The sequence below is a fragment of the Tateyamaria sp. Alg231-49 genome, assembly GCF_900143535.1.
Taxonomy (GTDB): Bacteria; Pseudomonadota; Alphaproteobacteria; order Rhodobacterales; family Rhodobacteraceae; genus Tateyamaria.
The window spans coordinates 21,251-43,166 of the sequence record NZ_FRFA01000022.1 but is presented as its reverse complement, the minus strand read 5'-3'; the positions used below and the strand labels follow the sequence as shown (position 1 = coordinate 43,166).

Here is a 21,916-nt window from a genome sequence, read left to right as displayed (position 1 = left end):
GGGTCTCAATGACCTGCCTACCGGAGAACGCATATCGCGAACGATAGCCCGCCAGTGAAAAAGCCGAACAAGCGCGTGACGGTATCGCCAAAGGTCGTTCGACATGCCGCGCCGGTTGAAAAACAACGCGATTGGTCCTTCAAAGAAACCCCGCGCGATCCGCTTGCAGCTGCGATTTCGACATGCCTGCGCTTGCGAGGCCGGGACGTTGGCGAGCACGCGTTGGTTCTTGGCATTGCTCTGGACGGGGAAGGCAAACTGTCCCCCAAAACTGCTGTACGCGCATTGGAAGCACACGGCTTCAGAGCGCATATCACCCGCCGTGCAATCCGGGACCTGCCCGGTTCCGTTCTTCCGGCTGTTTTGTTTACGGACGACCGCAATGCATGCGTGCTAGTCAGCCAGAATTCGAAAACCGCAAGCGTCATCTGGCCAACGCGTTCAGACAGTGTTTTAGAAATTCCAATTGCCGAACTCGAAGACGCATATTCCGGCCACACTCTGCTGTTTCAAATGGACGTTCAGCACGATCCAGAAGCGTCTGTGCAAACACCGGTCCGTCATTGGTATTGGAGCGTTGTCTCCAAGTTCTGGCCTGATTTCGGACAGGTCGTGCTTGCCTCCGCCCTGATCAACGTGCTTGCGCTGGCTGTTCCGATCTTCACGATGAACGTGTACGACCGTGTGTTCCCAAATGCCGCCATCATCACCTTGTGGTCTCTTGTCCTTGGTGTTGGCCTCGCTCTTGGGTTCGATGCGATCCTAAAATGGATCAGGGCCGGTGTCGTCGATCAGGTGTCACGACGCGTCGACCTTGCCGTCTCATCAGAGTTGTTCAGGCACATCGCCGATCTCAGGCTGGATGCCGAAGCGCAACCAGCAGGCACGATGATCAACAACCTCAAAGACTACGAACAGGTTCGCGATTTCTTTTCTTCGCAAACACTGGCATCCCTGACCGACTTGGTATTTTCCTTTCTTTTCATTGCAGTGATCGCCTACATCGGTGGCCCCCTCGCGTGGCCACCCGCTATTGCGATGGGCATTGTTATCTTGATGGGCTTGATCATTCTGGCGCCTCTGCGTTCGGCGTCAAACGCAGCAAGGCAGACAAGCGGGGTCAAAAACGCAGTCGCGGTCGAAGCGATCACCGATCTTGAAACTCTTAAGTCCATTTCCGGACAGAACCGCATGCAAGCCCGTTGGGAACGGCAAGTTGCGGAAAGCGCGCGCGCCCAGGAACGCAGCAAAAGGTTGGCAAACTTTGCGACGACAGTGACGGGACTGGCACAACAAGTCTCCTCCATCGGAATTGTCATCATCGGCGTGTACCTCGCCCTCGAAGGCAACCTCACCATGGGGGCGGTGATTGCCGCCATGATTTTGTCTGGCCGGGCGATGGCCCCGACCGCCGCATTGGCCGGTCTGTTTGTACGCGCAGGGTTCGCCGTATCGACGTTGCGCAGCCTGAACGCGCTGATGGCACGTGCGTCTGACAAATCAGTGCCCGACACGTCCGTTGCGGCGATCACTGAGGACGGCGCATTTGAGTTGCGCGACGTGAGCCTTCAATATGCCAGCGCCAAAATGCCTGCTATTCAAAACATTTCTCTGACGGCAAGTGGGCAGGAAAAGATTGGGATCGTTGGTCCGGTCGGAGCGGGCAAAACCAGTTTGGTCCGAACATTGTCCGGGCTCTATGCGCCAACCGAAGGCATGGTTTTGCTCGACGGATTGAACATGTCTCAACTTGGCTCAGCCCGGTTGCGGCGCGATGTGCAACTCGTTCCGCAAGAAGCTGTGCTGTTTTCTGGCACGTTGGCGGAAAACATCGCCTTCGGCATGCCACAGGCGTCGAGCGAAGAACTGATGCGTGTTGCGCGATTGGCAGGAGTGGACCGGATCGCTGCGGCCCATCCCCAAGGGTTCGCCATGCCCATTACAGAACGGGGGCGAAACCTGTCTGGTGGACAGCGTCAGATGGTTGCCCTTGCTCGCGCGATACTTCCCCGCCCTCGTGTGTTGATCCTTGATGAACCCACGTCGTCGATGGACACACAAAGCGAAATAATGTTTGTCCAAAGCTTGGCGCGGGTTTTGGAGCAGTGGCCAATGACGCTGATTGTTTCGACCCACCGCATGGGACTACTCGAACTCGTCGACAGGCTCATTCTATTGGATCGCGGCACGCTGGTCATGGACGGCCCAAAGGCGCAGGTCCTTGAACGATTGCAGCGCAATGAAGAAAGAACCACGGTTTGAGCAGTCGCGATTGGGACATCATCGATTTTACCGATGGGCGGGACGCCACACGTTTGGGTCGGCCTTCGGGTGCGTTGTTCATCTTTTTGCTGATCGTGGTCCTTATGGTCTGTGTTGGCATCGCATGGGCCGCATTTGCCAGAATTGAAGAAGTTGCACGGGCCGATGGGCGGGTTGTCCCTTCGGGCCAAGCGCGGACCGTTGAAAGCTTGGAAGGTGGAATCGTCCGGGATATCCTTGTTTCAGAAGGCGATGAAGTGACCGCAGGTCAGATCCTAGCCCGGCTGGACGACACCGGATCCGCTGCAAATCTGGGAGAGTTGCGCGCGCAGCAAAAAGCCCTGAGCGCGCGCAGTTTGCGATTGGCCGCAGAACTTGTCGGCCCCGATGCCCCTGATTTTTCATCCACGAATATCGAACTTGATAGCCCATTGGCGGTGCGCGAAATCGCCTTGTTTGAAAGCCGGACTGCCTCTTACCTCGGCCAGCGGGTCGTCCTTGAGGCGCAAGCGCAGCAACGCGAGCAGGAAATTTCCGAGCTTGAAGCCGCCATGGACAGGGTGGCCGAAAACATCGCGCTGCTGGACGAGGAAATTCAGATCAAAACCGACAGCGGTATCGTACCGCGCGTTCAAATCCTTCCGATCGAGCGCGAGCGATCCAGCAAGCGGCAAGAACGCGACGGGTTGCTTAGTCGAAAAGAGCAGGCAAAAACCGCTCTGGCAGAAGCAGAAGCACGATTGGTGGAGGCCGAACTGCAACGACGTGCCGAAATCAACATTGAGCGCTCCGATACACTCAACCAGCTCAGTGTCATCGAAGAGAGCCTAAAAAGCGCATCCGATGTAGTGCAGCGCGCGGCCCTCCGAGCCCCTGTGAATGGCGTCGTTTCTGCATTGAACGTGCATACAATTGGCGCAGTCATCGCACCGGGCGAAGAGGTTCTGCGTATCGTTCCCATGGACGATTTGTTGCAGGTCGAAGCACGCGTGCGCCCCGAAGACATCGCGTTCATACGGCCTGATCTCGAAGCCAGCGTGAAACTCACCTCGTTCGATTTCACCGTTTATGGCGCGCTGAACGGCCGGGTTGTGCGTGTCGGGGCCGATGCCGAGCAGGACGAAACAACAGGTGAGATCTATTTCCCCATTATCGTTGAAACCGAAGGCAACAGCCTCAGCCGCGGTGACACGGTTCTGCAAATTCGCCCCGGCATGGTCGCGTCCGTCGACATTTTGACAGGCGAACGCACCGTACTTGATTACATGCTCAAGCCCTTCCGCAAAGCCCGCCTTGAGGCTTTGCGAGAACGCTAGATTATCGCCGTCGCCTGCGCATTGCTGGCATCAGTGAAGATGACTTCAACCTCTTGTGCGAACCCTCCGGTCGAGGCCGTCACATTCGCAACCGTATTGCCATTCACGTTCAGATCGCCCGACACATTGTCGTAATCCACTTGATCGGCGAGCACCTCGCCCACCGACAGGCTGACCAGTGCAGTCAGATCAATCTGATCCACACCCATTGGGACGATCAAACCGTCCGGCACATCGAAATCCGAAATAACATCGGATGCCGTGAGGTCCGTCAGAACAAACACGTCCTGCCCTGCCCCACCGGTCAGAATGTCGCTTCCGCCGCCACCTTGAAGGATATCATTGCCATCTCCCCCGGAAATATCGTCAACCCCAGCACCGCCAATTGCCCAGTCATTGCCGTCACCCAAAGTGATCTTGAAGCCACTTGTTGCAGCCGAAAGGTCGATAAAGTCAGACCCGCCCATCAAGTCAAACCCTTCGATGTCGGTATAAGGCGCGGACCCGGACAAAACGACACCATCATCTCCTGCCGTTCCAAGGGCGATATCACCCACGCCCGATCCACCGGTGACATCGCCTAGTAAATTATACATGTCTACGCCGCCGGGATCAGTGACGTCTGTGCCAGTGTCGACCATGTGCAGGGTGTTTATGTCCAAAACGGCGCTTGACGCACTGGATGCCCCATCTGCATCGACCACGTCGAAAGTCAAATTTGGTTGTCCAACAAAGCCATTGGGTGCCGTAACGAGCACTTGATTGGCACCAAGCGAGACCTGAATTTGAGCATCCGACGAACCCACGTTCTGAATATCCAAAGGTAGGTCTGCATCGGTTGCGTTCGTTAGAAGATCTGCAAAAGGAACCGCAAACATAGCGTCGGTCGAATTGATCTCTATTGGCGGTGGAGTGATCACCGGAGGGCCATCGTCGGTCACATTAGCTGTGAATGGGACTGCAGCCATCAGATCACCGTGGTTGGACGAGGCCTCAACCTCTCCGGTGATATCCCCAACAAAATCACCTGGCACAACGATTGCCAGCGCGGAGACAAGCGCCAGGAACGCTGGTTGGTTGCCTGCTACACCTCCACTGAGGGTTAGCTTTTGGCCAACCAATGTTGCTTCCGGCGGCAACACTGTTGTTCCAGCTGGCAAAGGATCGTCGAAGTTTATAACCACCTCTTCGACCCATTCGTAATCGGCCGCGCTGGTCGGTGTCACCTCAACAACAACACCAAGATCCAGTGTGGTTGAATTGCCGGTCTGTACCTGGTCGACAGGTGTCACAGTAGCCGTCACATCCGGCGTACCATTTGCGTCAATGGTAAACATTGCGTTATTTGCGCCACCTTCGTTCGTTGTCACATTAATCGAAGCGTCCAATGGTGTTCCGTTGGTTGCCCAATCGGCAGGGAAATGAATGACCAGAGCTGCATATTCCGCATCATCGCCCCTGAATTCCAAATCATTGCCATTGAGTGTGACACCGGTCCCTGTCCAACTGGTGCCAAGAGGCACGTCCACAATAACGAGATCAATTGTGGAGCTTTCCGAACCATCCTGGTCCGTCGCCTGTGCTTGAACAGCAGTGGACGGTGAAAAATCAACTTCGGCATCTGTCTCAGTTAGTACCACGCTCTGGGTAACCACTGCGAAATCAAGGTCTTCAGTTTTCCCGATGTCGATCTGATTGTTAACCGTGACATCGCCATTTTCATTTGTCGTGACGTTAAGTTCTGCAGCCAACGGCCCCGGCGTCAAGTCATTGCGGCTCTCCGTTGAAAAATCTTGCGGGAACTCAAGAACCAGTGCTTCAAATTCAGTTTGAGAAGTTGAGCCAGTTGCACTGAATGTCAGAACGTTGTTGGTGACTGTTACAAGGCTTGGGTCAGTCAAACCCGACCACGTGATGTTGGACGGAACACCTGTCAACGTATAGGTTATGCTATCTACAAACTCGGGTCCGCCTGACGTCTCATTGTCAGTAACGTCGATTGTGAAACCATCGTAGGGTTTATACTGCACAATGGCGTCAGTCTCGTCAAAATCGACGAGGGTATCGTCGACCGTAACGACCAGATCAGGCGCAACTTCAATATCGAGCGTAACACTAGCAGGGGCGGAAGGCTCCGTGTCGAGGAAGATGGAGCCCGGATCTGTCGAATCTGTCGTAATAGCGCGCACTTCGAACGCAACATTTCCGGCAAAATCGGCAGGTGGGACAAAGGTTACGGTATCCACAGGCTCAAAGGCAAATACGCTAGGAATCGATGCGCCCGGTTTGCTATCTATGACAGCTACCCCTCCGGAGACCGTTACTTCTGTAGTTCCAACAAATATCTTACCGCCCACAGGTATGTTTGAAATCTCAAATGACATTTCTTCGTGCTGGTCGGGCGTCGTACCGGTGATTGTGAACTCATAAGGATCAGGGTCGTCTTCAACGCCCATCGTCGGGACAATCGTGGCGGAAACGGTCGGCACGTCTGCATCTGGCCTGACCCGGAACACAAAATCCTGTGTCGCTTCAGTCTCATCCGCATTTGAGAGTTCGTAGGTGATCACTTTGATGCTAAGCGGAATGTCGGCGCCGATCCCGGGATCAAATTCATCCGGAGTGCGCGCGTGTTCGTCCCGTAAGCTGATGCTGACAGTCTGTAGCTGGTCTGCACCAACGGTATAAGTACCATCGCCGTTATTGATGAGCGTTGAACCTGGGGGCGCAGTCAGAACAGCATAGTCCGGGACCGGCCGTGTCGTACTACCTATGATGACAGAAGCGATTTCCGAGCCATCCTGATCCGGCAAAATAACATCAAATGCATCTTCTAACTTGAAAGGGACGTCCTCAATTATTGTCAAAACGGGAAGGGAGCCGGAAAGATCAACATAGGGCAGGCCGGTATCAGGATCAGGAGGTACGAGATCGTCACGGAAGATAATCTCGGGCACATCGGCGACCGCTTCGACCAGAACCGTCCGGGTCTCGGTGGTGGATTTTGTCAACGGTGTTGCGCCAGTAAGGTCTTCGGACGTTGCTGTGACGGTAATTGTCAACGGGCCACTGTAGTGTTGCTGTGCGGTGATCGACAGATTTTCGACGTCTGCCAGGCCGATATTGTACGTCTTGTCCCCGGCACCAGAATCCACCGAGTCAGGGGTCAAGAGCACGCCATTCAAGTACAGATCGCCACCGCTGTCACCGTCGAGTCCGATAACCACGCCGCCGACAGCACGCTCGCCGCCGTCAACACCACTGATTTCAATATCCGGCACATAGACTGTGTCTTCGAGAAATGACCCACTTCCGTTGAAGATCATGTCAGGGCCGTCGACCACCGGTTGAATGTCGATTGCGAAGCTGCGGTCGGCCGCAGTTACTGACCCACAAGTGATGTTGTTTAGGATGATCGTATAGTCGAGACTATCCAGTTCATCGTAGCTGTAGCCGCTGGCGTCGTCCAAATCGCCAAAGGTCTCGTCGACCGGGAATGGGTTTGAGGGGCTCGACTCGTGGGGAGGTGGCGTAAACAGAAGGCTGCCTTCTGAAACTGTATCCCCTGTGTTGTTCCCGATCAATTCCTCAAGATCAATCGCCCATTTTCCGGTGACAGGATCATACAGAACAGCGCCAGCAGGCGAACTCGACAAGCTTGAACCGGCAGGCAAGTCGATGGCGATACCTAGGTCACCAGAAATGCCCAAGGGCAATGTCAATAAGTCACCTAGCGTCTGATATTGGGCGTTCGGTGTCAGGCCAAGTTTCAGAGTCCCCTGCTCGTCTTCGACCAACGGCCCTTCAAGCGAAAGGATTGGCAACTCCAGCTCGTCAGGCGGACAAGTTTCGCCGCCGTCTCCATCCTCAGGTACAACGACGACTGTGAAACCTTCTTTCTGGACATCGACTCCAACCAACTGGTCAATTGCTGTCAGAAAATCGTCCAGATCGAAACCTGGATTACCGGGTTGCTCCGAGAATGGGAGCGAATCTGCATAGAGTTGCAGGTCTGCGTCGTCTTCGACAACAATCGCATTCAGCTCCAGATCGTAGTAGGTAACTTCGGTAACTGCCTCCGGCACAAACGCAATGTTGGGAAGTTGAAATTGCGTAACCAGATAGGTTTCACCACTGGGATCAACGGGCGTACCACCGGTAAGAGTTACCCCAGGCGTCAGCCCCGAAATCACGAAATACAGTGCTTCTGACGGATCGAAGTCCACTGATGTATCCGGATAGGTAACGAGAATTTCGGCCTTGTCACCGTCAAGAGAAGTCGCAGTCTCATAGACATCTTTACCCTGGTCGGCGGCTTCAACTGCTCCCAGTTCGAGCGCATCATTCGTCAGGCGTTTATCAAGCAGGAACGGACCATTGTCGTTGCCGGCATAGCCATAGATTCGGTTGTAATTGTCGACGTTTGAGCCGTCACTGATGCCGTCGCCATCAGTATCGTCATTGTTTGGACGATACTCGGCATTGACGTCTGCCTTAGCGATGACAGGTACACCAGTTGTTTGATCTGGGTCTTCCTCCTGTGTCACAACTGTTGCTGGGTCGGCGACCCCCTTTACCTCAACCGTGACCGTTCCCGTACCCGTCGTAAATTCTGTAATGTCGATGGTCTCAAAATACTCACCACTTACATCGAACGTAACTGTTTCGTTAGAGTCTTGCCCGAGCACCACATACAACCTGGGCGCAACGTCCGGTAAGATGAGAGCAACACCGTTCAAAAAGAAAATTTCATTGGAAAAGCCTGAGGCAGATGATGGGTCGGGGGCCGGAAGCCCATCAAAGAACCGCGGCAACCGACCAAACGAATCCGGCTGGACATTCGAGATGACGAATCCCTGCAAAACGGCTTCGGGAGATTCTGGCGTTTGGTCGATAATATTCCCGTCCAATACAACAAGAATTGCAGAATCTTCGAGCCCGCTCTCCGTCTCAGATGGGTCGCCGCCGTCTGCAACTGGATCCACCCTCGAGTTCACGGCCAGAGTGGTTGAACCAGTGCCCCCACCATCAAATTCCGTCGTGACCACCTCAAAGGTGATTGGATCGTCACCCGCGTAGTGCAGTGGAAGACCTCGCAACTGCGCGTTTTCCCACTCTTGGTTCTGAAGGCTCCAATCAACCGTTCCATCCGGATTGATCGTCGTGATCAATGCAGGTTTGTAGTTCCCATCGGGATTAAGGGGCTGCGTGGGGACGTAGACAGATACGGACTGTGGTAGATTTCGAATCACGAGCGCGGATATCGTTTCCGATCCGTCCTGATCATTACGTTCAAAGAAAATCGGAATGTCCCAAGTGCCGCCCTGTCCGGTGTTTGTGGCGTCGATGACGGCCTCATTCCCGACAGGCAGGCTGACAATGATCGAGTTGTTGTTCACCGGATTGACATCCACATCGAACGTCGCATCTGATTGTTGATCGTCCGTCGTTGCCGAATTGTCGTCGGTGCTATTCAGAACAATCCGCAGATCGTCGCCAAAAAAGCTGCCCGCGGCAGTGAACATATCGCTGTCGTTTCGGTCTACATCGTAGTCTTCGTACAGTGTTGGACGCAACTGCAACGCCGCTTCAAAGCTTGTCACGTCGGGGACGAATGTCAGTGTGATTTGCCCGGTTCCGGCATCGTATTCCGCTGTCGAAATCTTGGCCAACTCCGACGCTGACAAAGGCGTTGTTCCGTTCGTCTCAAAGAACGCAGCGTCCAGAATGGTTGTTCCACTCAGGATGTCTCTGACCCAATCTGTTGGGACATTTTCGATCACAAGGGTCTCGAGCTGCTCGGAGCCGTCCGTGTCTGGGGTCGAAGCATCGAAGCTGACAAAAAAGTCCACCTCCCCCGGTCCCGACCCATCCCCGGTGCTTTCCAACAAGGTCAAAATGTCAGTTGGGCTGATCGAACCGTCTTCGACCGTCGCTGAAACAACAGTGGGACTGCCATTTTCAACAAAGGAAGCCAACGTTACGAACACACCAGCCGTAAGATCAGCTTCGGCCAGTGGCCTCATGGTCTGTGTATTCTGGAACGTTGCCGTTGCCAAATTGTCGGACGCGTCATCTTCGACATCGCCGGTCTGAGTTTCGTTCCATGACAGCGTTCCGTCGGTCGTAAACACGCCGCTAAAATGCTGAGGCACGCGGATTTGCAGTGACTCAAGCGCGGAACTGAACTGATCGTTTGTTGCCGTCGCCGATGGCGTGATCTCATAAGTCACGCTGTCAGTCGTCGATCCGGTTTGAGTGATCGTAGCAAAACCCCGGAGTGCACTATCAGACACCCGCAACAAAAGCTGGCTATTGTCTGAAGGGTCAAAGTTATCGCTTTCAGTCGCGACCGAGATGGTCAATTCAAGCGAGGAAAACACTTCGGACCCGTCCGTGTCGCTCAGAGACACTCCAGTCAGATCGATATCGATGCTGCGCTGACCCGTGCGGTTTTCATTTTTTGAAGTATCTGCGCTGCTCAGTGTCGCTGAATCCACGATCGCATCGACATCCACGTCGACGCCATCCGCATCCGTTTCGGTGTCTGTCGGCAGCGTGGCCGCAGAATCTTCGGCCGTTACCGTCGCGATCAGATCGTCGCCAACAATCGTTTCGACGTCTCTGTCGTCGTCTGCCAGTGGCACAACGCGCAGCGCGCCGTCAAAAACGGTTACCCCCGGGACCAAGGCGATGGTCAGAGTCGTGCCAGCAATGGTTGCGCTGGCAACGTCAGCTTGCCCGCGTTCAAACAAGGTCAGATCGATCACGCCACCGGTTGAGGGAACCCACCCTGCCGGAATGTTTTCAACCACGATCTGCGTCAACTGCTCGGATCCGTCCTGATCCGGCGTCTGAGCATCAATCGTCAACAAAAAGGACGTGTCCTCATCCACGATGAAATTGTCAGGCCCGAGAGCGTCCACGTTTGCGGTGCTATCATCGACCGACAGAACCACCGTCGGTTCCGCCACTGGCGTTACATTCAGCTTGAAACTTTCGGACGTTCCGGCGGCGACGCCTTCATCGGTCTGTACCGTGACCGTGATGTCGACAACGCCAGAAAAATGGGTCGGGAAACTTTCGATGCCAAGCGCCTGCAACTCTGCCAGAGTTCCGGTCCACTGGGCCGTGGGGCCATTCACAATGATGCCACCACTCAATTCTGTATCTCCTGTGGGGAGACCTGCAAAATCAACAGTAATCGCGGTTATCGACTCTGACATGTCGATGTCAGTAACAGCAGCATCTAGGTTCAATGGGATAAACTGTCCCAAATCCTCAATGACCGTTATGTCTGCTGTGGTGATCTCAACGTCTTGTTCAGATGCAACTGTGACGGTGAAAGGCGCCGTCTCAATGCCATCGGTACCATCTGTGTCCGTCTCGCCAGCAAGCAACGCCTCGTCCGTCGTAAATGTTGCGGTGCCCGTGATATCGACGGCCGTTGAGAAATCTGCAGGCAAGCGAATGACCAGGTCTGAGAATTCAGCTTCACTCAGGCCGTTCAAGATGAACGACGCGCCGACCGGCACCGCTTGAAAAGAGGTCCCGTCGTTCAAGGAATAGAGCGTACCATCAGGTAGGTTTGCGATCTGCACATCGACTTGGGCGATGGATTCCGATCCATCCGCATCTGTCGCAGTGCCACTGACAGCATTCACGACCTTGAAGTCTAGTGGAACTTGGGTCGTCGAATCTTCGTCCGTGTCGCCCGGTGCATCGTTTTCATCTAGTGCAATGGTTCCCGGGCCGCTGATTTGCAAATCACCTTCAGCGCTCACCTCAATCGTCAAAATACCCTGATCAGTACCCCGTTCATCGGTAACTGCGACCACTTGCGCCTGTGGGGTTGTCGCCGGGTTTTCAGTGGAAAAATCAGCCGGCAATTCAATGACAAGTTGTCCATATTCCGCAAGAGTTCCTTGCACCTGCAATGATGGTGTCGCGGCTGAAAACGAGCCGCCGTTATCTGTCGAGTAACGCGTTCCTGCAGGCAAGTTGGAGAATATGACCGTTACACTGTCTATGCTCTCCGACAGATCGATATCCGTCGGTGTCGGCACGATCGTGTCGGATGGCTTGAACGTGACAACAGCATCCGTTTCATCCAGCGATACCAAGCCGTCATCAACGGTTACGTCACCTTCAGCGTTCACAATGACAGGGATTTGCCCATCCACTGTGCCCTCGTTTGTCGTTACAGACAGGTCGGCCAACAAGGTCACCGCCGGGTTCTCTGTCGAGTAATCGGTTGGGAAGATCAGACGTACATCGGCCAGTGGCACGCCTGCGTCTGGGAACAAAAATAGCAAGTCCGCGGTGCCGTTGCCATTGTCGCTGACGACTCCAGGAATATCCGTGCCATTACTGTCAACGGCCCGCACGCCGCTGGGTAATCCGTCAAGATCGAATGTCAAAGACTGGATGGTTTCACTGGGATCTACGGTGATATTGATGAAATCAGACAACAGGACTTCAACGGGCAAATCGGTCTCATCGACTTCGATGAAACCGTCAATCACGATGTCAGGTGTCGGTTCAACGAAAATGGTTTGACTGACGGTTTCAGAGCCCTCGGGTGTAGTGACGGTGATCAAGCTGTCGATGGTGCCGTTGTAGTTGCCCGGCAGCGACAGAACCAAGGCCTCGGCTTCAGCCACTGTGCCCGTCCAGTCATCACCAACGAGACTGCCGGCGTTCGCCGTTGTACCAGCGGGAAGCGTATTAAAGGCGATGGAAACTTGTGCCACAAAACGCGGATCTGACGGATCTTCGGTTTCTGACCCATCAGCATCAGTGATGTCGATCATAATCCCCAAGGCCACGTCTGTGCCCAAATCGGGATCGCCCGGATCACCATCGCCTTCCTTGGCGTCGATCCTCAGCGGTGCGGTCAGGTCGATATCTTCCTCGAACCCGATATCAACGATGCGGGTTACTGTGGCCGTGCCGTCGTTGGGCGTGTCACTGTTTGCATCCAGATCTTCGTCTGTCTGCACATCCACGGTCAAAGACAGCGGTAGAGTGGTCGCATTTCCTGCAAGATCGGACCTGTTGGCCGTCGAAAAATCGGCGGGGAGTGTCAGTGTAAAGGCGGCATAAGCAGCTTCAATGTCGGCAACACTTGCCGAGTCCATGCTAAGCACAAGCGTTGCCGCCCCGGTTGTGGCGTCATCTGCTAGGGTCGCCGTCGCACCTGCGGGCACAATGATCCCCAACCCCGCCAGAGTGGACCCACCCGGCAAGCCTTCGATTGTCAGGACCAGAGTTTCAAGCGCCTCGGAACCATCACTGTCCGTTACGCTTGGCAAGAGCAGCGATGCAGGCGTGATCAGCGTCGTCGCATCCGTTTCATCGGGCACAGTATCGGGCAACGTGTCATCAATCTCGACATCGCCTTCCGGGGTGATGCGCAACGATACAGGCACATCTGCACCTGTAGGATCTTCGGTCGAGGTTACGGCCAGAGTGCCATCAATCGTCAGACCATCACTGTCCGGACTTTCGGTTGAGAAGTCCTGTGGGAATACGAGATCCAATGCGAGGTACTGGGCCTCTGTTCCGGTAAACACCAATGTGCCGCCCGCGGGCGGAAAGGTGATCGTTGATGCCGGCACACCATTTGCAAAAGTTCCCGCGGGCACATTGTTCAGTGTCAGTGTTACAGTATCGATCGTTTCTGCTGGCGTGCCCGGGTCGGTGTCGTCGATATCAACCGACCATGAGCCAGACGGCGTGACGGTAACGGTGGCATCTGTTTCTACAGCAACCAGTTCCTCGACATCAAAAACGATGTCGCCTGCTGGCGCGATAACGATCTCTTGCGGTGTGTCCGTTGATCCCTCCGGAGACACCGCCGTGATAACGCTGGTGATCGTCCCAGAGTAGTCCTCTGGAAGGAACAATGTCAGAGCGTTGGCCTCGGCCATGGACCCGGCCCAGATGCCAGTGACGGCGTTATAGGTGCCAGCTGAAAAAACTGCCCCGGCAGGCAAATCCTGATAGGCGATTTCGACTGTGGTGCTATCTTCTGACCCGTCGATGTCGGTCGGTGCGACCGAAATTTCCAAGTCAACTGTTATGCCCGTACCATCACCATCCTCTGTTCCTGCCACAGAGGCAGGCGCCGTCAGATCAACATCCAGCTCAAACCCAATGTCCACGAAGCGGCTGGCGGTGGCGGTTCCATCGACTGGGGTATCGCTGTTTGGATCCTGATCTTCATCGGTTTGCACATCCAGTTGGATGTTCAACGGCAGCGCGGTATCTCCGTTCGTGAGGTCCGTCCTGTTTGCCGTCGAAAAATCAACGGGCAGCGTGAGAATGAACGCATCATAAGCTGCGGCCACATCACCAACACCGGCACTGTCCATCGACAGAACCAGCGTGGAGGCACCCGTGGTCGCATCAGTGACGATGCTGCCCGTTGCGCCAGCTGGAACGGTGATGAGCAAGCTTGCGAGCGTCGACCCGGCGGGCAACCCCTCGATCGTCAAAACCAATGATTGCAACTGTTCGGCCCCATCGGCATCCGGCACAGAAGGCAAGAGCAACTGCGACGGAACAAGTGGTGTGACGCCATCCGTTTCGTCAGGAACAGTGTCAGGCAATGTGTCATCGATCAGCACGTCGCCTTCAGCCGTGATGCGCAAGCTAACAGGCGTGGTTTGCCCGGCAGCATCTTCGGTCGATGTCGCCATCAAGGTCCCGTCGATCGTCAAGCCATCCGCGCTTGGGCTTTCGGTGGAGTAGTCCGCCGGAAAGCTCAATTGCAGTGCGAGATACTCGGCTTCGGTACCAGTAAAGACGAACGCGCCACCCGCGGCGTCATCATAGGTAACGGTTCCAGCAGGAACGCCCAAGGCAACCACACCTGCGGGCAGCCCTTGAAGCGACAACGTCACCGTATCGAGGACTTCGAGAGGCAGGTTTGCGTCAAGATCACTGATAGACACTTTCCATGCAGCCGAAGGGCTGACGATGACCGGTGCATCGGTTTCTGCCGAAACCAGTTCGGTAACATTGAAATCAATGTCCCCGGTTGGAGTGATGCTGATGATTTGAGACACATCAACCCGGCCTTCCGGCCCGATGGCCGCAATCTGGGCCGTCACGTCGCCGGAATAGTCGCCCGGGAAACGCACGCTCAGGGCGTTGGCATTCCCCATTGTCCCGGTCCAGACAGATGTTGCGCTGTCATAGCTGCCAGACGAAAACGTCACCCCATCTGGCATGTCGACAAATGTGATTTCGACAAATGTCGTGTCCTCGGATCCGTCAATGTCTTCGGCCATCACGGAAATGCCCAGCGCCACGGTTACACCGTCACCGTCCAGACCGTTACCATCCTCCAGCGCTGTAACGGTTGGCGGAGCAGTCAGAATGACGTCGAGCTCGAAATCAACGGTGATATCCAAACGCCCAATGTCGGAACCACCTTCGTCCGAAATGGCGGCAACTTCTGCAAACAGCGTGGTCGCCGGATTCTCAGTGGAAAAATCTCTTGGCAGTTCGATCACGAGGTCTGCATAAGCCGCAGGCGAACCGAGAAACGCATAAGAACTGGGAACGGATTGGAACGTGTTTCCACCGTCCTCTGACACCCGCGTGCCGGCGGGAACACTGTTCACCACAAACGAAATCTGGGTCAGGCTCTCAGACCCATCAAGGTCCGTCGCGACGGGCAGGATGCTGTCGACGGGGCGAAATGTGATCGCGGCATCCGTCTCTTGCAGCGTTAGTTGCGCGTCATCAACCTGAACGTCACCCTCAAAGTCGACCAGCACAGGAACAAGGGCGGTCACTGGAACATTCGGTATCCCACCTTGGACAGTTGTGACCGTCAGCGTTGCCTCCAACGTCGTCTGCGGGTTTTCTGAAGAGTAATCCGTGGGGAAAATCAATCGAACTTCGTCCGGTGTGAACGTGGAAGAGGACGCATCGTAATCGATCTGAACAGTCACGTTTCCCGAAGCATCCGGAGGAGAGACTGTTCCCGGAATGTCGACGCCTGTTCCGTCGACAACTCGAATACCTGCAGGCATTTGCGGCAGCACAAAATTCAACTCGGAAAGGGTTTCAGATGGATCCGTTATGACCACATCGATGAAGTCGGAGAGCAGCACCTCGACTTCAGCATCTGTTTCTCTGGCCAGAACAAAGCCATCAACCTCGATATCAGGCGTCGGCGTGATAACGATCGCCTGGCTCAAGCGCTCGCTACCTTCGGGCGAATTCACCGTGACAACGTTAAGAATGCTGCCGGAAAAGTTACCGGGCAAGGACAGAACCAGCGCCTCGGCTTCTGCAACCGACCCGGTCCAATTGTTCCCGGTCAATTGCCCACCATTGACGGTTGTTCCGGCAGGCAAGTCACTGAACTGTACATCTACGGTGACGGCAAACCTTGGGTCGGACGTGCTTTCAGTTTCTGAACCATCCTGGTCGTCGATTGCGATTTGTAATTGGAGCGGAAGATCGACACCCTGATCGCTGTTAAACACACCGTCATCTTCAGCCGCACTCAGGAACTGCGGACCGTTGAGTTCAATGTCTTCCTCGAAATCTATGTCGATGATGCGGGTTGCCGTCGCTGTGCCGTCGGTTGGTGTATCAGTGAACGCCGACAGGTCCTCGTCCGTTTGAACATCCAAAGTCACCGACAGCGGTAAAGCTGTCGAACTGCCATTTAGGTCAGATCGGTTGGCAGTCGAAAAGTCGGCAGGCAAGGTCAAAGTAAAAGCGGCATAAGCCGCATCGATATCCGCAACATTCGCGGCGTCCATGCTCAACACGAGGGTTGCCGCGCCAGTCGCGGCATCTGACAAAGTCGCCGTCGCACCTGCTGGCACGGTGATCCCCAAACTTGCCAGATCAGACCCACCCGGCAGGCCTTCAATCGTAAGAACAAGGGTCTCAAGTGCTTCGGACCCATCAATATCCGTCACGCGCGGCACCAAAAGGGATGCCGGCGTTATCAGTGTCGGCGCATCCGTTTCGTCGGGCACAGTGTCCGGCAGTGTGTCGTCAATCTCCACATCGCCTTCGGGAAACACATAGACAGGGAAATCCAAAGAGGCCGAGCCCAAGAAATTGGTTACGAGGCTGATTTTCCCATCAAGCGGGCCGTCTATGAAATCTGTTCGGCTTTGCGAAGAAAAGTCTGTCGGAAACGTCAGTGTCAGAGCATCAAATTGTGCCACCGTACCCGTGAATTGCAGCGATTGTACCGGCCCAACCCCGCCAACAATCTGACCTGCGCTTGTTGCTGTTCCCTGCGGCAGCCCACCGATTTCAAGTGTGACTTGGGTGATCTCTTCGCCCAGATCGGCAAATTCGACGGTGAATTCAATGAACTGAGATGGAACGAGCGTCGAAAACGAGTCCGTCTCAAAGGTTGCTACAAGGCCGATGATATTGATCGTCGTCTCGCCGGGGGGCGTGCCGCCCTTGTCACCGAAGTAGTCCTTTTTAAACCTTGGTTCGGGCACGTAGTCAGTGGGGGGTAAAAGCGGGTTGTATGGCAGTCCGATCAAAGGATCGCCTACGTCTACCTGTTCCTGTTCCCCAGAGTTGAAACTTTCACTGTCAGGATTCAGTATTTCGAACAGGGACTTGTCTCTGACGTCAGACAATGCGGCCCAATCGCCGTCTTTTTCTGCTGCTTCCTTCAATTTGCTTGCCGGAACCACAATGCCGTCGGTCTGAATTACAAAGTTGTTCTTTGCCCCACCAAGCAAGACGACAACAGTGCCATCCTCTTGAATCAAAAGGATATCAGACCCAATCGCAACCAAACGACCGAAATCAACGCCTTCGGGAAGCTTGATGGCTTTCAGACCGTCAGTATCAATTGACAAAGAGAAACCTTCAGGGCCACCAAGCAACGCGTCTGCTAGGTCCTGCGGAGATGCCTCTGACGGAAAAACGCGCGCCGTTTCACTGAAGTCTTTTGCCAAGTTTTTACCCCCCGATGATCGCACAATGCCGGGCGAAAAAACGAAATGTCCGACACGGTCCAAATCATAGTACGAAGACCTCAGATTCTAAAGACATCTTGTGTCGAATTGTCGGGAGTTAGCGGCTTTCAACCTTTTCGATAATAATTGGTTTCTACGGTTCAGCATATGCGCTCTTGCGGTTCACCCAAAGTCGTCGAGTTTCCGCTCAGAGCATCCGTCCTAAACGGTCAAACCATTGTCGAACCGTTTCACGGATCATCTCAACACATGGTTCATGCAGCAGATCCCGGCGTTCGGAACCGACAGTGTGAAACGAACGTTCAGCATCGTCGTGGCAGCAGCCAAGTTTTTCAGACCCGCCACCACGGCGCACGCCTTGCGACCCTTCGTCATCGTCGTGTGGCTGGCTGGATCGTGCAGTTCGCAATATCCACAGAAATCAGTTGGATCGATGCGCCGACATTTCCCCAAACTGAACTGAAAACCGCCATACCGCCGCAAGTTCTCCGAGCGATCAAGCAGAAATTCCAGGGCCAAATCCATCTAAGAGTGTACTCCAATCGGTCCGAAAGCTCGGCATTTTGGACGCGGTCTGTGCCAACATGCTGAGGCTCGTTCGGCGCTCTCAAACGCCCGAGACACAAAGCCCGAGACCCCTTGTTGACTGCTATTCCCAAGACATTGACCGGTTCTCAAAAGAGCGGCACGCCACCCACCCGCATATGAGTAACACCAGACAGGAGTATTCCACAGCGATGCCGTCTGGTCAGCGCGGGAGTGTTTTTAGTTCTCTTGGAAGTGGTTTTCTCCCTCGCTGTTCCCAACCACAATTCACCGAGGCCACCCATGCTGAACACGCCCGAAATCGCTTATGAAATCTCGCTATTCTGGCAAATCACCCTTTCAGCCCTGTTTTACTACGGGGCCTGGCGCTTTTCCGGTGTCGTAGACACTCCGATCCCCGGCGCCGGATGGTGCGGTCACGAGTAGGCCGCTCCGTTTTCTCAAATCAGAAAGCAAAAAAATGCAACGTTTCCTCATTGCGGCCCTAGCCGCCGCTTGCCTCTCCACGGCTGCCAGCGCAGCTTCCCTGCAATCTTGCGAGATCGATCGCAATAACCACTTCTGGATGCAATCCGCTGCTGGCGCCGAGTGCTTTACCGGCAACGACACCAACCAGATCGACAAAAATTGGACCATGTTCGGCCAGTCCGACTGGACCCTGATTGGTAAGAACGACGGGGGCGACGATCCATTCAAGGTTGCGCCCATCAACGGCACCAACTCAGGCCTGTCATTCATCAAAGACATCTTTGACAAGTACGACAAAGTCGTCGTGACGCTGAAGGCCGGCAACGGCTTTGGCGCGTTCCTGCTGGATGGCACAAGCGAAGGCTTTGGTTGGTTCAGCAAAAAGGACCTGTCACACGCCTCCGTCTACGGTTTGGGCGAAAAGACAGTGGACACATCGCCTGTGCCTCTTCCGATGAACATCTTGCTTTTGAGTTCCGCTATCGCCGGTTTCGGCATGTGGGCTCGCAAGCAACGCCGGACCTAGGCATCTGAGGATCGGAACGGTTTCACGGTTTATTCCAGTAAAGAAGCGGTACTTCGGGGCGCCCTCATAAAAGCACAGAACACAGTTCTGTCAGGACGGCGTCTCGACCAACCGGACCCACGATCTCTCTCCGGAGCTGTTCGGGCTGGGCGGCGCCAAGGGTATGAGCTCAGCCAAGTGGTATTCTGCGGTCGATAAACATCATCATGACCACGCAACATATGCCGCCGCATACCTCGAGCTTATGTAAGAGGTGACCACGCCACCTCCGCGCAAAAATCGGCATTGCGGCGTCAGCCCAGACTACCGGCGTCCAGGGCACTTCCTAGACAGCATCTCAGCGGGCTTGTGGCACGGCAAACTGCCTGAGCGCGGTCTGCCCTCCAGGGCCGCCATGGTCGACGTCTGGGAGGGTTCGATTCATTTCTATTCGAGACACTCAAGAGACACGGTCAAAAAGAAAGCCGATCTACCCTTGACCGGCGGATCAGCTAAATCACTGATTTTTCAGTGAAAATGACGAAGACGAAGTCCGCCATGTATAAATAATGATTTTATGATTTTTAACGTTAATATTTTCCTTATCGCCAACCGGCCCACCTATGGGCCCATCTTAAAGATGATTTTCACGTCACAAAAACGTCGATGGGCACGAAAAAGCCACTCTCGGCCAATGACAAATAGTAAGCAAAGATATATAAGGTCAGCATCATTGACGTATAAATGGCGAAATTGACGGTTCAATGCCTCACGACGAAAAGCAGTCCAAACGTGGCCCGGACGGCAAGTTCCTACCCGGACACAAGCCGCCTAAGTCTCCCGGTCGACCGCCGGGAGCCAAAGGCATCAAAGCACGCGCATCAAAACTTGCGAGCGAACAACTTGAGCGGATGCTGGGACGGGCAACGGACATCATTTCTGATGAGCTGGATGCTGGGAACCCGGCTATTGCCCAGTGGCTCATAGATCGCGTCAGGCCGCCGGGGCGTTCGGATTTCGTTCAATTGGGCGATGATCACAGACTTACGACAGTTCCAGATATCGTTGGTTCCTCAGAGCGCATTGCCATCGCAGCGGCTCGGGGCGAAATTAGCCTGCATCAGGCAAAATCGCTGCAGGAAATTTTAGGCCGTCACATTCAGCTGAAGGGGTTTGAAGAGCTAGCGAAGCTGCGGGCAGAAGTAGAAGCCTTGCGACAGACTTCCAAAACATACGCAACGGTAGACAAGTCTTTGTTGCCAAAATGGGGCCGATTGGGCGGGACCGACTAGCGATGAAGAATTCAATGTCAGATTGGTCTGCAGTAAACGCGACGCTCAAAGCCGCACATGAGGCTGAAGCCAGATTGATAGTCTCAATCCGGCATTCTGAGAAGATTGGCGCGCTGCCTCCAAACCTGATGTCTGGTCAGCGTGACCTTTATGAAGCAAGACGGCTGCTTGCCTCTGCGATCTCTCTCCTCGGGCAAAGTAGCTCGCGAGACGTTTGACCAAAACCAAGGAATGGCCATCACCAATGACCGCATACTGCGACATTGCAGTCATCCAACTAAAACACTCGGATGACTGCTCTGAGACCAAAGTGACCGCGATATGTTAGGTCGCCCATCCCCTAATCTGGTTTTCTTCCGGTGACCACAAACTGAGGGGAAACAACCAAGTATAACCCGCTGGCATGTGCACGCTCAATTTCGGAAACAACCTTAACAACCGCCTCGCGGTCGATAGCTCGACTTTCCAATGCGTATTTCGCCATATTACGGATCATGCCGAGCAGCCGGCCGTCAACGTCTGCATTAGCAACGATTGAAACTCTTACATCTTGAAACCCAGCCACTACGAACGCTCCGAAAAGTTTTCTTCCCATGTCCGAGTTGCGGCACGCGTGAGAAGCCGCCTCAACGAAAGCTCTCCATGGGCCATGTGCAACAGGTTCAGCGACCATCATGTACCAGTCACCGTCGATTGCGTGTGCCAACCCTCCCGGGCGAAGAACTCGATGAAACTCTCTAAGTGTCTCGACTGGCTCATCAACATACATGATGGCGTTTCGAGCCGTTATCCGATCTAGGGATGCATTTTCGATGGGGAGCGAAACACCGTCATTCAAGTGAGTTGTAACTTGACCCGACACCCCTGCGGCAGCGGCATTCTCTTTGGTTAAGTCTAGAAATTCCCTGTTGATGTCGATCGCATGGACGTGTCCACCCGATCCAACTTTCTTAGCGAGCGCCACAGAAACTTTGCCGGGACCACACCCGAAGTCAGCGACCGATTGCCCAGCAGCGATATCGGCGGGGTGGTATAGTTTTTCCGTCGCCTCATCCCAACCAAAACCGTGCCGGTACGCGGGCATCCTCTCGGGATCGATGTTCCGCCAATGGGATTTGTAGAATGGTTCGTCCGTCAATGTTCTGCCCTCCCCAACTTCGAAGCTAGCAATACCATTTGTTGACGCGGAAGGCAGCAAAGTCCCGCTTGCCGGTCACACAACAGAAGCAACGCGAAGGTCCGCTCTGACCAAACTCCGCCGTTTCTCGCTATGACCGCTTTGGGGCTGGCACCGGTCAACCGACCAAAACCGTCAGATGACCGCTCCGAGCCCACTCTACTCTTTCGTAGTTTGCGCAGTATCCGTCGGGAAGCGAAAAAGGCCGTTCGCCGCATCGTCCACAAGTGACCTCCATGCGGACAAATCCGCCGGATCTCTTCGTATGGCGAATGACTATCATATGTGGGTCGCGTCTGCGGTTAAACCTGCTCAGCGAGGGATTTGATGGCTCATTGCACCACCTGCTAGAACAAGATGATCGCAAA

Annotated in this window: 8 protein-coding genes; 5 read left to right on the top strand and 3 right to left on the bottom strand. The window is 54.6% G+C overall.

Going from position 1 to position 21,916, the window contains the following annotated elements; all coding sequences use genetic code 11:
- The first annotated feature begins 75 nt into the window (after nucleotides 1-75).
- Both DHN60_RS20335 and DHN60_RS20330 read left to right on the top strand, forming a co-directional pair.
- A complete protein-coding gene (locus tag DHN60_RS20335) occupies nucleotides 76-2,262 on the top strand; it encodes a type I secretion system permease/ATPase (RefSeq protein ID WP_234423731.1) in 2,187 nt (728 codons plus the stop codon).
- Nucleotides 2,259-3,578, top strand: a complete 1,320-nt coding sequence (locus DHN60_RS20330) for an HlyD family type I secretion periplasmic adaptor subunit (protein WP_108839146.1) — start codon at nucleotides 2,259-2,261, stop codon at nucleotides 3,576-3,578. The genes DHN60_RS20335 and DHN60_RS20330 overlap by 4 nt, the downstream gene beginning before the upstream one ends.
- Here DHN60_RS20330 and DHN60_RS20325 read toward each other — a convergent pair.
- Both DHN60_RS20325 and DHN60_RS20320 read right to left on the bottom strand, forming a co-directional pair.
- Nucleotides 3,575-17,539, bottom strand: a complete 13,965-nt coding sequence (locus tag DHN60_RS20325; protein WP_234423730.1) for a hypothetical protein — start codon at nucleotides 17,537-17,539, stop codon at nucleotides 3,575-3,577. The two genes, DHN60_RS20330 and DHN60_RS20325, sit on opposite strands and share 4 nt — an antisense overlap.
- Nucleotides 17,540-17,797: 258 nt before the next feature.
- Nucleotides 17,798-18,085 (bottom strand): hypothetical protein, encoded by a 288-nt coding sequence (locus DHN60_RS20320; RefSeq protein WP_108839144.1) that lies wholly within the window; start codon nucleotides 18,083-18,085, stop codon nucleotides 17,798-17,800.
- Between the two features lie 303 nt (nucleotides 18,086-18,388).
- On the opposite strand from DHN60_RS20320, the gene DHN60_RS22420 reads away from it, so the two are divergent.
- The 3 genes from DHN60_RS22420 to DHN60_RS20310 all read left to right on the top strand — a co-directional run bounded on the left by DHN60_RS22420 (nucleotide 18,389) and on the right by DHN60_RS20310 (nucleotide 20,371).
- Nucleotides 18,389-18,532: a hypothetical protein gene (locus tag DHN60_RS22420; protein ID WP_159089317.1), complete on the top strand. Its 144-nt coding sequence runs from the start codon at nucleotides 18,389-18,391 to the stop codon at nucleotides 18,530-18,532.
- 34 nt (nucleotides 18,533-18,566) lie between these two features.
- A complete protein-coding gene (locus tag DHN60_RS20315; RefSeq protein WP_108839143.1) occupies nucleotides 18,567-19,100 on the top strand; it encodes a hypothetical protein in 534 nt (177 codons plus the stop codon).
- Nucleotides 19,101-19,843: 743 nt separating this feature from the next.
- Nucleotides 19,844-20,371 (top strand): hypothetical protein, encoded by a 528-nt coding sequence (locus DHN60_RS20310; RefSeq protein WP_108839142.1) that lies wholly within the window; start codon nucleotides 19,844-19,846, stop codon nucleotides 20,369-20,371.
- Between the two features lie 340 nt (nucleotides 20,372-20,711).
- Here DHN60_RS20310 and DHN60_RS20305 read toward each other — a convergent pair whose 3' ends face one another.
- Nucleotides 20,712-21,509 carry a methyltransferase domain-containing protein gene (locus DHN60_RS20305; protein ID WP_159089315.1) on the bottom strand — a complete coding sequence of 266 codons (798 nt, stop codon included), beginning with the start codon at nucleotides 21,507-21,509 and terminating at the stop codon, nucleotides 20,712-20,714.
- Nucleotides 21,510-21,916: the final 407 nt, after the last annotated feature.